Source organism: Pseudomonas sp. LS-2 (assembly GCF_003605735.1).
GTDB lineage: Bacteria > Pseudomonadota > Gammaproteobacteria > Pseudomonadales > Pseudomonadaceae > Aquipseudomonas.
This window is the reverse complement of record NZ_QXTJ01000016.1, coordinates 80,783-92,673: the sequence shown is the minus strand read 5'-3', so window position 1 is coordinate 92,673 and position 11,891 is coordinate 80,783. Positions and strand designations below refer to the sequence as shown.

General features: G+C 60.9%; 11 protein-coding genes. 7 read left to right on the top strand and 4 right to left on the bottom strand.

What is annotated here, in order from left to right; all coding sequences use genetic code 11:
• Positions 1-88 precede the first annotated feature (88 nt).
• From D3M70_RS11135 to efeO (D3M70_RS11115), 5 genes are all read left to right on the top strand, one after another.
• Positions 89-991: a LysR family transcriptional regulator gene (locus tag D3M70_RS11135; RefSeq protein WP_120125822.1), complete on the top strand. Its 903-nt coding sequence runs from the start codon at positions 89-91 to the stop codon at positions 989-991.
• Between the two features lie 154 nt (positions 992-1,145).
• Positions 1,146-2,015, top strand: coding sequence for an iron uptake transporter permease EfeU (gene efeU, locus D3M70_RS11130; RefSeq protein WP_120125821.1), 870 nt, complete (start codon positions 1,146-1,148; stop codon positions 2,013-2,015).
• 8 nt (positions 2,016-2,023) lie between these two features.
• The gene (gene efeO / locus D3M70_RS11125) at positions 2,024-3,235 is read left to right on the top strand and encodes an iron uptake system protein EfeO (RefSeq protein ID WP_120125820.1); all 1,212 of its coding nucleotides are present in this window, start codon (positions 2,024-2,026) and stop codon (positions 3,233-3,235) included.
• A gap of 65 nt (positions 3,236-3,300) precedes the next feature.
• Positions 3,301-4,620: an iron uptake transporter deferrochelatase/peroxidase subunit gene (gene efeB / locus D3M70_RS11120; protein WP_120125819.1), complete on the top strand. Its 1,320-nt coding sequence runs from the start codon at positions 3,301-3,303 to the stop codon at positions 4,618-4,620.
• Between the two features lie 27 nt (positions 4,621-4,647).
• The gene (gene efeO, locus D3M70_RS11115; protein ID WP_120125818.1) at positions 4,648-5,472 is read left to right on the top strand and encodes an iron uptake system protein EfeO; all 825 of its coding nucleotides are present in this window, start codon (positions 4,648-4,650) and stop codon (positions 5,470-5,472) included.
• Positions 5,473-6,411: 939 nt separating this feature from the next.
• Here the strand turns inward: efeO (D3M70_RS11115) and D3M70_RS11110 are convergent.
• The 3 genes from D3M70_RS11110 to D3M70_RS11100 form a co-directional block, all read right to left on the bottom strand.
• A complete protein-coding gene (locus D3M70_RS11110) occupies positions 6,412-7,182 on the bottom strand; it encodes a molybdopterin-dependent oxidoreductase (RefSeq protein WP_120125817.1) in 771 nt (256 codons plus the stop codon).
• Positions 7,175-7,798: a cytochrome b/b6 domain-containing protein gene (locus D3M70_RS11105; RefSeq protein WP_120125816.1), complete on the bottom strand. Its 624-nt coding sequence runs from the start codon at positions 7,796-7,798 to the stop codon at positions 7,175-7,177. The genes D3M70_RS11110 and D3M70_RS11105 overlap by 8 nt, the downstream gene beginning before the upstream one ends.
• A gap of 167 nt (positions 7,799-7,965) precedes the next feature.
• The gene (locus D3M70_RS11100) at positions 7,966-8,571 is read right to left on the bottom strand and encodes a hypothetical protein (protein ID WP_120125959.1); all 606 of its coding nucleotides are present in this window, start codon (positions 8,569-8,571) and stop codon (positions 7,966-7,968) included.
• 241 nt (positions 8,572-8,812) lie between these two features.
• On the opposite strand from D3M70_RS11100, the gene D3M70_RS11095 reads away from it, so the two are divergent.
• Positions 8,813-9,508 (top strand): heavy metal response regulator transcription factor, encoded by a 696-nt coding sequence (locus D3M70_RS11095; protein ID WP_120125815.1) that lies wholly within the window; start codon positions 8,813-8,815, stop codon positions 9,506-9,508.
• The gene (locus D3M70_RS11090; protein ID WP_120125814.1) at positions 9,481-10,890 is read left to right on the top strand and encodes a heavy metal sensor histidine kinase; all 1,410 of its coding nucleotides are present in this window, start codon (positions 9,481-9,483) and stop codon (positions 10,888-10,890) included. Before D3M70_RS11095 ends, D3M70_RS11090 begins: the two co-directional genes overlap by 28 nt.
• Positions 10,891-11,001: 111 nt before the next feature.
• Here the strand turns inward: D3M70_RS11090 and D3M70_RS11085 are convergent, their stop codons facing one another.
• Positions 11,002-11,670: a polysaccharide lyase family 7 protein gene (locus tag D3M70_RS11085; protein WP_120125813.1), complete on the bottom strand. Its 669-nt coding sequence runs from the start codon at positions 11,668-11,670 to the stop codon at positions 11,002-11,004.
• Positions 11,671-11,891 lie beyond the last annotated feature (221 nt).

Sequence of the window (11,891 nt, the reverse complement as noted above, 5' to 3'; positions counted from 1 at the left end):
CCGGCGGTGGCGTCTTTGAAATCGCCACCGCCGGCAAGCCATGCTGCTACGGAGGAATCATCACCGCGCCCCCACAGGTACAACCCTCATGAAAAACTCGATCCAGCACATCCGCGCCTTTCTGGCGGTGGCCAATAGCGGCAGTTTTGCCAAGGCTGCCATCGAGCTGAACCTGTCACCCTCGGCGTTGACCGTGCAGATTCAGCAACTGGAAGAGTGGCTGGGCGTCACGCTGCTCGAACGCAGCCCGCGCCAGGTCCGCCTGACGGCTGCGGGGCAGAACAATCGCGGGGCGATGGAAAAACTGTTGCTGGACCTGGACAACATCGTCAGCGGCTCGCGGGACCTGGCTGCGTTACGCCGTGGCGTGGTCACCATCGCCGCCCTGCCCTCGCTGTGTTCTGGCGCCTTGCCACCGATCCTCAAGGCTTTCCGCGAGCAGTTCCCCGGCGTCGAAGTACGGTTGCGCGATGTAGTGGCGCAACGTATCGACGCGCTGGTGCGCGAGGGCGAGGTTGATTTCGGTCTGGGTGTACGGGCGCGAATGAGCCACGGGCTGGATTTTCAGGTGGTAATGGTCGACCGCTTGAGCCTGTTCGTGCCCTTGGATCATGCATTGGCCAAACGTCACTCGATCACCCTTTCGGAGCTGTCCGGGGAGCCGATCATCCTCACGGGACGCGACAGCAGCGTACGCGAGCGGGTCGAGCAATTGTTCTCAGAGGGTGGCCTGACCCTGACACCGGGGCTGGAAGCTAACTACATGTCCACGGTCATGGCTCTGGTGCGTCAAGGGCTTGGGATGACGCTGCTGCCGGAATCCGCTGACGAAGGTCGCGGCGATCTGGTGCAGGTGCGGGTCGAGCATGGCGGCGTGAATCGGGAGATCGGCTTGATCAGTCGCGCGGGGTTCGGTTTGAGCCCGGCGGCGCAGAGGTTCGTGGAAATGATGAGAGCGAGTCTGTCAGCCCAGCCTCTGCCGAATGGCTGAACGCCACCTGAACACCTGCACAAAACCGGGAAAAAGCAAAAAAACCAGTATGCTCATTCAATAATGAGTATCATTATGTTACACATTGGCTGAATGCGAATGGCTTTTGAACGCGTTCATGCCGCACACCCTACCAGATTTTCACCGGTGATAAATGCTCGTTCCTTTTTTGATCATGTTGCGCGAAGGGATTGAAGCCGCGCTTATCGTTGGCATCATTGCCAGTTACCTCAAGCAGACCGGCCGTGGCGAGTGGATGCCAGCGGTCTGGATCGGGGTTTTCCTCGCCGCGGCACTGGCATTGTTCGTCGGCGGCGGCCTGGAAATGGTCAGCGCTGAATTCCCGCAGAAACAACAGGAACTGTTCGAAGGCGTCGTCGGCCTGGTGGCCGTGGTGATCCTCAGCTCCATGGTCGTCTGGATGCGCAAGGTTGCACGCTCCATCAAGCACGAACTGCACGAATCCCTGGACGCCGCCCTCGCCGGATCGAAAAACCAGACCTACGCCCTGATCGCCATGGTGTTCTTCGCCGTGGCCCGTGAAAGCCTCGAAACCGTATTCTTCCTGCTGGCCGTGTTCCAGCAGAGCGAAGGTGCGTCCGGCCCGCTGGGCGCGCTGTTCGGCCTGATCATCGCCGTGGGCGTCGGCATGGCCATCTATAAAGGCAGCATGCGCCTGAACCTGAGCTTGTTCTTCCGTTACACCGGGCTGTTCATCCTCATCGTCGCCGCCGGCATTCTTGCCAACTCGGTGCGTTCGCTGCATGAGGCCGGTATCTGGAACCATTTCCAGGACGTGGTCTTCGACATCAGCGCGATCCTGCCGATGGACGGCCCGACGGGCTCGGTGCTGGCTGGCATGTTCGGCTATCAGGATGCGCCGAGCGTCAGCGTCCTCGTGGCGTACTTCGCCTATCTGGTCTTCGCGCTGGTCCTGTTCTTCAAGCCTGCGGCGAGGGTGGTGAGTCTGCCCACCCGCCCGGCCCATGAACACGGCCATTCTTCTTCAGTTACGAACAAATAAGGGCAACCATGACCACCAGTCCCACCGGCCTTCCTCCGCAGAAAGCCAAGCCTCCACGCGCCCTGCAGTTTGCCGTTGCCGGCTCGGTGATTCTGATGATCGCCGCGGGCGCCATGTTCTATTTTGCCTCCCAGTCGGCGCAGAAAAAGCGTATCGCCAACAGCGGCAACGAGACCGTGGTGACCATCCACGCCAAGAACTGCGAGCCGAACGAGATCACGGTTCCCGCCGGCAAGAATGCCTTCCGCATCGTCAACGCCTCCGAGCGTGCGGTCGAATGGGAAATCCTCGACGGCGTGCTGGTGGTCGAGGAGCGCGAAAATATCGTTCCCGGCCTGAGCCAGATCATCAATGCCAATCTGCAACCAGGCGACTATGCGATCACCTGCGGCCTGTTGAGCAACCCGCGCGGCACCTTGCACGTCACGCCGACCGCAGAATCCGACGCCGCCGCCAAGGCACGCCCTTCGATGGTCGCCTTCATCGGTCCGCTGTCTGAGTACCGCGTCTACCTGAGCACTCGAAGCAGCGCACTGATCCGCGCCGTGAACGACCTGCAGCAAGCCATCGAAAGCGGCGACCTGGCCGCCGCTCAGCAGGCGTATGCACCGGCCCGTGCCGCCTACCAGCGTATCGCTCCGGCTGCGCAGCGCCTGGCTGAACTCGACAACGCGATCAACGCCCGCGCCGACTACTTCGAAAAACGCGAACAGGACCCGGGCTTCAGCGGTTTCCACCGCATCGAATTCGGTCTGTTCTCGCAGAAGTCCGTGGACGGCCTGGCGCCGGTCGTGCAGAAGCTGCAAGCCGATATCGCCTCCCTGAAAGAGCAACTGCTGGCCCAGAGCATCGCGCCGGAACAGCTGGCAAGCATGGTCGTGCGCAACATGCGCAGCCTGGCGGACATCCGCAGCAACGGTGAAGAAGAACGCTACAGCCACATTGACGTCACCGGGTTTGCCGCCAATCTGGAAGGCACCCGCAAAGTGATCGAACTGCTGCGTCCGCTGCTGGCCAAGACCTCGGGCGACGTGCTGAAGAAAATCGATGACGCGACCACCGCGCTCGATGACCAGCTGCTGATGCTCAAGGCCGACGCCGGTTTCAAGCCGTACGACCAGGTCGGCACCGAACAACGAAAACAAATCGCAGACAAGGCCAAGGCGCTGGCCGATGCACTCGAAGGAATCGATCCGGCCCTTGGCCTCACCGGCCTGTAGGCGTGCCCTGGCGGGTGCCTGATGCGCCCGCCCGGCCCTGAAACCAGAGCGAAGACAGCATCCACATGAAAGACTCAGATTCATCCAACGCCCCGATTTCCACCGAGCGCCGCCGTGTCCTGATGGGCCTGGGCGCAGCGGGCGCGGCCATCGCCGGCGCCAGCCTCACGGGCAACGCCCTCGCCGCCCCGGCGCCGGCACAAGTGACCGAAGCCCCGAAGAGCGACAAGACCCAGGACCACAATGCGTTCCACGGCATGCACCAGAGCGGCATCGTCACGCCGCGCCCGGCCGCCGGCATGATGGTTTCCTTTGACGTACTGGCTCAGGATCGTGAAGACCTGGAGCGCCTGTTTCGCACCCTCAACGAGCGTATTTCGTTCCTGATGACCGGCGGCGCCGTGCCACAGGTCGACCCGAAACTGCCGCCGCTGGACTCCGGCATCCTCGGCCCGGTCGTCACCCCGGACAACCTGACCATCACCGTTTCGGTCGGCGACTCGCTGTTCGACGAGCGTTTCGGTCTGGCCCCCGTCAAGCCTAAACGCCTGCAGCGCATGGTCGGCTTCCCCAATGACGCGCTGGAAGCCGATTGCTGCCATGGCGACTTGAGCATTCAGTTCTGCTCCAACGCCCCGGACAGCAACATTCACGCCCTGCGCGACATCGTGAAAAACCTGCCGGACCTGCTGTGGGTGCGCTGGAAACAGGAAGGCACCGTGCCCGCGCAGGCCCCGCTCAAGCCAGGCCAACCGCCGGAAAGCGCGCGCAACTTCCTGGGCTTCCGTGACGGCTCGGCCAACCCCGACTCGAACGACCAGAAGGCCATGAACGAGCTGGTCTGGGTGCAACCGGGCAGCGATGAACCGGCCTGGGCCGCCAACGGCAGCTACCAGGCGGTGCGGATCATCCGCAACTTCGTCGAGCGATGGGACCGTACGCCACTGCAGGAACAGGAAGCGATCTTCGGCCGGGTCAAGACCACCGGCGCACCGATGGATGGCAAGACTGAAACCGACGTCCCGGATTACAAGAAGGACCCGGAAGGCAAGATCACCAAGATGGATGCTCACATCCGCCTGGCCAACCCGCGCACGGCAGAAACCCAACGCAACCTGATTCTGCGTCGTCCGTTCAACTACTCCAATGGGGTCAACAAGAACGGTCAGCTGGACATGGGCCTGCTGTTCATCTGTTACCAGTCGGACCTTGAAAAAGGCTTCATCACTGTCCAGACGCGCCTCAATGGCGAGCCGCTGGAGGAATACCTCAAGCCGATTGGCGGCGGTTATTTCTTCACCCTGCCGGGCGTGGTGGACAGCAACGATTACATCGGCCGGTCACTGCTGGCTGCTGCCTCAGCTGTAAATACAAGAACTGCCTGACAACCCTTACCTCACAGGAAGAGCTCTATGAAAAAGTCGCCTCTCGCGTTGTTGCTTACCCTTGGCCTGTTGCAGACCCCGATGTCCGTGTTTGCTGCAACCGCACCGCTGGACCTGGTAACCCCGGTTTCGGACTACAAGATCTACGTCACTGAAAACGTCGACAAGCTGGCCGAAGACACCCAGAAGTTCACCGACGCCATCAAGAAAGGCGACCTGGCGACTGCCAAGAAACTGTTCCCGACGACTCGTATTTCCTACGAATCCATCGAACCGATCGCCGAGCTGTTCAGTGACCTGGACGCTTCGATCGACTCCCGCGAAGACGACCACGAAAACGGTGTGAAAGCCGATGATTTCACCGGCTTCCACCGTCTGGAATACGCACTGTTCTCGCAGAACACCACCAAGGACCAGGCTGTTTTCGCCGACAAGCTGCTGGCCGACGTGAAAGAATTGCAATCGCGCATTGCCGACATGACGTTCCCGCCAGAGAAAGTGGTGGGCGGTGCTGCTGCGCTGATGGAAGAAGTGGCTGCGACCAAGCTGTCCGGTGAAGAAGACCGTTATAGCCACACTGACCTGTACGACTTCCAGGGCAACGTTGACGGCTCGAAGAAAATCGTCGATCTGTTCAAGCCGCAACTGGCCAAATCCGACGCGGCGTTCGTCGCCAAGGTCGAGAAGAACTTCGCGACCGTGGACAAGATCCTGGCGAAGTACAAAACCAAGGACGGCGGCTACGAGACCTATGACAAGGTCAAGGAAAACGACCGCAAGGCGCTGGCTGGCCCGGTCAACACCCTGGCTGAAGACCTGTCGCAGATGCGTGGCAAACTCGGTCTGAACTGAGTCTGAACGCAATGAAGAGCCCGCTTTTTTGAGCGGGCTTTTTTATGCGCGGTGATCGGGTATCGAGCTTTGTTCTGGCTAACGCCAGAATGGTTTCGCCTGCGGCGAGTTACTTGATGACCCCAAGTAACCAAGGGTCTAGCGCTCCCTGTCCGGCCCCTCCTTCGTCGGGGTTCCCTCGACTCCGGCATTGCTCCGGGGGCACGCCGCCGACCGGCCATCCCTGGCCGAACGGCGGCTTGCGCGGCATCCATGCCGCGCAGCCCCCTACGCAACGCCTGCGCTCGGCCTCCCAAAGTCGCAATTTGCGTCGCTCACACAATCTACGCTCTGCACCTGATCGGGCTGGCGCTAATGCGCTTCGCATGCAGCACAAGCGATCCGCTGCTTTGATCGGTTTGATCGTTCCCACACTCCGCGTGGTAACGCAGTGACTGACGCTCCGCGTCAGCCTGGGCACGCAGAGCGTCCTGAAAGGCATTCCCACCGGAGCGTGGGAACGATCATCGCGCGTAATGCATGCCATCCCCTTTTAGCAGTACGGTCGGGCGGCGCTCCCTTTGTCGTTGCCGTTGCCGTTGCCGTTGCCGTTGCCGTTGCCGTTGATCTTGATCTTGATCTCCGTACGCAATAGCCCAGACACCACAAATCGCGACCTGGGTGCAGGCTGAACGCAGGCGGCGTGTAGTGGGCCGAGCGGCATGGATGCCGCGAGAGCGCCGTCAGGACATGGATGTCCGTTCGGCGCGGGCCCACGGAGCGTCGCCGGAGTGAGGGAACCTCGACGAAGTCGAGGCCAAACCGGGAGCAGGGCCTTTTTGGTTACTTTTTCGGCTCTTGGAAAAAGTGACCCGCTGTAAGAGCGGAACCGTTATCAGCGCCACCCAAAATAACGGATATACACCCCAACCTCAGCGCCAACCCAAATGCCCCATAACGTCAAATCCCGCTAAACCAGTTATACCCCTGATCCTCCCAATACCCCCCCGGATAATCATTGCTCACGAAGATCTCGACGATGTGCTTGGGATTCTTGAACCCCAACTTCGTCGGCACCCTCACCCGCAAGGGATACCCATAATCCGGCGGCAACGCCACCTCGCCGAAATCCAGGGCCAGCAAAGTCTGCGGATGCAATGCCGTCGGCATGTCGAGGCTCGAATAATACCGGTCGGCGCATTTGAACCCGACGAACTTCGCCGTCGTATCCGCGCCTACATGCTCCAGAAACGTGCGCAGCGGCACCCCGCCCCACTGCCCGATCGCGCTCCAGCCTTCGACACAGATCAGACGCGTGATATCGCTGCGCTGCGGCAGTTTGCGCAGACCATCCAGCGTCCACGGCGCCTTGTCGCGAACCAGACCGCCCACGCCAAGCTTCCAGTCCGCCACGTCCAGATCCGGAATATCGTCCTCGGCATAAAAAGCGTTGAACGGGAACGGATTGCGGATCTGCTCCTTGCCAAAGGTCGGCGCCAGCTTCTGCCCGCTGAACAGCCACGCCTGAACCCGATCGTTCCAGCGCGACATCGCCCAAAGGACCTTGTCCACCTGATCGCCATCCTGCAGGTTGCAGCCGGTGAGCATCGCCATCGCGCCCACCGTCAGCCCGCCTCTCAGAAAGTTGCGGCGTTGAATGCTTTCCAGCTGGGTCTGTTGCGCCGGTTCCAGCTTGATCCGCTGGACAGCGCGCTTCTTCGGTTCAATCATGTTCAGTCTTCCCGTTTGCAACCGGCTTTACCCCGCCGGTAATCATCGGCAACAGGGTTTTGGGTACCAGCAAGACCAGCGCCAGATGCACCACCACGAACGCACCAATGGCCGCCATGGCGCCAAAATGCACGAAGCGGGCGAAGTCGTAGCCGCCAAGCAGTGCCGTGAGTGCCTGCAGTTGAATGGGTTTCCAGATCGCCAGACCGGAGACCACGATCAGCACGCCCGCCGCCAGCACCAGCCAATACATCAGCCGCTGTATGGCGTTGTAGACGCCCTTCTCGTGCTTGAGACGAAAACGCAGCGCGTCCATCAGATCGCGCTTGACCGCCGAGGGCGTGACAGGAAGAAAGTCGCGTTTGAAATGTTTGCTGAACAGGCTGTAGAGCACGTAGATCAGCCCGTTGATCACCAGCAGCCACATCACCGCGAAGTGCCAGGCCAGTGCGCCGCCGAGCCAGCCGCCGAGGGTGAAGTCCCGGGGGAAGGAGAAACGGAACAACGGCGATGCGTTATAGATGCCCCACCCGCTCATGAACATGCAGACCATGCCGAAGGCGTTGATCCAGTGCGTGAGGCGAATGGGCCATGGGTGAATTCTGGTTTTTTTCATCTTGAAAGGCTCTTCATGGATGAACCTGGTAAGCCGAGACCTGTAGGAGCGCGCTTGCCCGCGATGGCGGTGTGTCAGAACAATGTTTGTATCAGACAGATCGCAATCGCGGGCAAGCGCGCTCCTACAATGGACGCAACGCGGTGCACAGGACGCACCGCCGCTGCTTACATCGGCGGCTGGAAGCCATCCTTGCCAACTGCTACACCGCGTGCGGTCTTGCCGTCTTCGCCCGGAAACACCACGACTTTGGCGCCCTTGACCAGTTCATCGACCTTGCCCGCCTGCACGTAGGCAATCGGCACGTCTTCAGGCACGACCAATTGCTTCTCGCCGCCTTTGTAGCTCACGCTCAGGGTGCGGCCGTTGGCCTGGGTCAGTTTGCCCACGGTGCCGTTGGTCATGGTGCCGGTGCTGCCGTCGGCATTTTCCCAGCCATAGTGGCCTTCACCGCTGCCTTTGAGGCTCGCTTCAAAGACCGTGACTTCCAGCGCCTTCAGCGTGCCGTCCGCCTGAGGCGTGGCGGCCGAGCCGATGAAGCTGTCGGACTTGATCGAATCGATACTGGCCTTGGAGACCGAGCGGATACCGGTCTTGTCGGACAGGCCGATGCTTTGGTGGGCGCCCGCCAGGGTGGTGAAGTTCAGGGTGTTGTTTTCAACGCTGTCGACCGTGCCGCGCAGCGGCTTGACCACCGGCATGTCGGCGGCCGAGGCCATGACCGCGGCGCTGAGCATGAGCATGCCGAAGGTGGTGGACAGAGCAGTCTTCATCTTCATTGGGAGAATCCTTGTCGATTGGAGGTGCGGGTTGAATGACGACCATACTCAACCCCGAACCGGCACTGCACAATGACCGGCCGATGACATTTTTGTCATTCATCGATGGGCTTTTCAGCCCTTCACGCCGATGACAAAAATGTAACCGACCGCCGCACACGAGTTGGTTACACTCCGCATTCGACGCGGTATTCAGCCGTTTCGCGCCCATGTCCCGAACCGAGCCCGCGCCACAATGCACATTCTGCTTATCGAAGACGACACCAAGACCGGCGAGTACCTCAAGAAGGGCCTCAGCGAGTCCGGCTACAAGGTCGACTGGACGCAGCACGGCGCCGACGGTCTGCACATGGCGCTGGAACACCGCTATGACCTTCTGGTGCTGGATGTGATGCTGCCGGGCATCGATGGCTGGCAGATCATCGAAGTGCTGCGCGCCAAACAGGACGTGCCGGTGCTGTTTCTCACGGCTCGCGATCAGCTACAGGACCGTATTCGCGGCCTTGAACTGGGCGCCGACGACTATCTGGTCAAACCGTTTTCCTTCACCGAATTGCTGCTGCGCATCCGCACGATTCTGCGCCGTGGCGTGGTGCGCGAGGCCGACCACTTTCATCTGGCCGACCTGGAGCTGGACCTGCTGCGCCGCCGGGTCACCCGTCAGCAACAGGTGATCACCCTGACCAACAAGGAGTTCGCCCTGCTGCACCTGTTGCTGCGCCGCGAAGGCGACGTGCTGTCCAGGGCGCAGATCGCCTCGGAAGTCTGGGACATGAATTTCGACAGCGACACCAACGTGGTGGACGTGGCGATCAAACGCCTGCGCAGCAAGGTCGACCTGCCCTACCCGGTCAAACTCATCCACACCGTGCGCGGCATCGGTTATGTGTGCGAGGTGCGGCCATGCGAGCCCGACGCCAGCCTTCCCTGACCCTGCGCTCGACCCTGGCGTTTTCGGTGGTGGCGATGCTCGCCGTGGCCAGCGCCGGGATGTACCTGTACGAAACCATGAAAGCCTCGGTGATGACCCGCAGCGACCATGCAGTGCTGGCGCGGCTCGATCACTTTCGCAAACTGCTGCAATACGACCTGACCCTCGATACCCTGCGCAGCAGCCCGCAACTGTTCGAGAACATGCTCGACAGCGAAGACGACATCTTCATCATTGCCGAGCCGGACAAGCCGCCGGTGATCATGGTCAATCCGCTGCACGCCCCCTTGCCCGAGATGCCGGTGGTCGAAGCCAACACGCCGTTGAGTTCGGACGACTTGCGCAGCGGCATGGTCGGCTCGAAGGTCCCCATGCGCGCCGCCACGGTCCAAGCGATCTCCGGCGGCAAGATCGTGCACCTGACCGCCGCCCATCTGGCGGTCAAGGAAATGGCGACGCTGGCCAACTTTCGCAACCGTATTCTGATCGCCGTCGCGCTGGCGTTCGTGCTGACCGCGCTGCTCGGCTATCTGCTGCTGCGCCGGGGATTGCGCCCGTTGCGGCGAATGGCCGATCACGCCGCGGCCATCACGCCGGCACGGCTGGACAGCCGGATGGACAGCCGCGACACACCCGTGGAGTTGCAGCAGTTGAGCGACGCCTACAACGCGATGCTCGATCGCCTGGCCGATGGGTATCAACGCCTGACGCAGTTCTCCGCCGATCTGGCACACGAGATTCGCACGCCGGTGGGCTCGTTGATGGGCCATTGCCAGGTTGCCTTGCGCCAACCGCGCAGTGCCGATGAATACCAGGCCTTGCTGGCCTCGAACCTGGAAGAGCTGGAACGGATTTCGCGGATGGTCGAAAGCATCCTGTTTCTGGCCCGCGCCGACGATGCCCAAGCGGCGCTCAACTGCCAGTCGCTGGAGCTGCAGGATGAACTGCAGCGGGTGACGGGTTATTTCGAAGGGCTGGCAGAAGAACGGCAGATGACGTTGCAGATCAGTGGAAACGGCCAGTTGAGCGCCGACCCTCTGCTGTTGCGCAGGGCCTTGAGCAATCTGGTCGCCAATGCGATCCGCTACGCCGACGAAGGCAGCGAGATTGAGATCCGGGTGGTCGACGGCGCCAGCCATCGGCGCATTGAAGTGGAAAACCAAGGGCCGATCCTGAGCGAATCGGCCCTCGGCAAACTGTTCGACCGCTTCTACCGCGGCGACGCCTCGCGCCACCAGAGTTCCGACTCCAACGGGCTGGGTCTGGCCATCGTCGCGGCGATCATGCAGTTGCATGGGGGGGATGTCGCGGTGCATCAGCCAACGCCGGGCAGAATCTGTTTTGCGTTGGTGTTTCCCGTTGCAGGGTCGAAAACCTTGTAGGAGCGCGCTTGCCCGCGATGGCGCTTCCCCAGTCAACAAGGGTGAACCTGACACACCCTGATCGCGGGCAAGCGCGCTCCTACAGGTATCAACCCCAAGCAGAGATTGGCATCAAGCCTTCGGATCGTGCGCAATCTGCAGTTTGTAGAACGTCGCGGCCCCGCCCTCAGTCGCATACCCGGTGTTGTCCTGGGTATAGACCCCCGCCTTGAAATACAACTGTTTGCCGTTCCAGGTCGAATCGAGCCTGGCGCTCCACTGCATATCGTGGGCGTTCACCGTGAGGTTGCCGGTTGGCGTCAAGTGAATGGTGTAGGTGAAACGTTCCTTGAGCAGTACACCGGTGGCGATCTGAATCACTTCAGGCTCGGAAGTCGGCGTCAGACGAAACTTGGCGACGATGTTGCCGGTCTGGGTTTTTTCCTTGAACTGGTATTCGAGCTTGAGCAGCGGTTCGGTGCTGCCGTAGCAGTGAATCTGACCGATCACGATCTTGCCGGACGATGGCACCTGATCCACGGTCAACGCTGCACGCAGGAAATTGTCTGCCTGGGTGTAGGTCCAGTTATGCACGGCACCGTTGGCGTAGGTTTCACGCAATTCCGTGCGCGGATAAATGGCGTTGTCAGTCCGTGAGCCGGTTACAGGCGCCCAAAAGAACAAGGTGTCCCCGGAGCGAAAGTAACCATCCTGGTAACCGCCGACCAGTTTGGGTGTGTCCACAGTGACGGCAGGAGTACCGACCGGTACGGAGAGATTCCAGGTGGCGAGATCGATCATGTTGCGACTCTTGGGTGCGCATGCGCACCAGCAAAGGGATGTGTCTGGAACAGGGTTTTGAGCCCTGATTCCCGTCGCCTTTGCTATCGGCTGAATCGGTTGATCTTTAACTCGGCCGAACAGTCAAGAAACCGCCGAAATCACCCTGAAAATGGCGATAGCCACCATCGCGATATCACTTATCACACCGATCTAATTGTGCGTTTTTTGATCAGGCCAGC

Excerpts from the sequence above, each read along its gene's own strand:
- D3M70_RS11135 (WP_120125822.1), top strand. The coding sequence starts at position 89 with ATGAAAAACTCGATCCAGCACATCCGCGCCTTTCTGGCGGTGGCCAAT.
- efeU (WP_120125821.1), top strand. The coding sequence starts at position 1,146 with ATGCTCGTTCCTTTTTTGATCATGTTGCGCGAAGGGATTGAAGCCGCG.
- efeO (WP_120125820.1), top strand. The coding sequence starts at position 2,024 with ATGACCACCAGTCCCACCGGCCTTCCTCCGCAGAAAGCCAAGCCTCCA.
- efeB (WP_120125819.1), top strand. The coding sequence starts at position 3,301 with ATGAAAGACTCAGATTCATCCAACGCCCCGATTTCCACCGAGCGCCGC.
- efeO (WP_120125818.1), top strand. The coding sequence starts at position 4,648 with ATGAAAAAGTCGCCTCTCGCGTTGTTGCTTACCCTTGGCCTGTTGCAG.
- D3M70_RS11110 (WP_120125817.1), bottom strand. The coding sequence starts at position 7,182 with ATGATTGAACCGAAGAAGCGCGCTGTCCAGCGGATCAAGCTGGAACCG.
- D3M70_RS11105 (WP_120125816.1), bottom strand. The coding sequence starts at position 7,798 with ATGAAAAAAACCAGAATTCACCCATGGCCCATTCGCCTCACGCACTGG.
- D3M70_RS11100 (WP_120125959.1), bottom strand. The coding sequence starts at position 8,571 with ATGAAGACTGCTCTGTCCACCACCTTCGGCATGCTCATGCTCAGCGCC.
- D3M70_RS11095 (WP_120125815.1), top strand. The coding sequence starts at position 8,813 with ATGCACATTCTGCTTATCGAAGACGACACCAAGACCGGCGAGTACCTC.
- D3M70_RS11090 (WP_120125814.1), top strand. The coding sequence starts at position 9,481 with ATGCGAGCCCGACGCCAGCCTTCCCTGACCCTGCGCTCGACCCTGGCG.
- D3M70_RS11085 (WP_120125813.1), bottom strand. The coding sequence starts at position 11,670 with ATGATCGATCTCGCCACCTGGAATCTCTCCGTACCGGTCGGTACTCCT.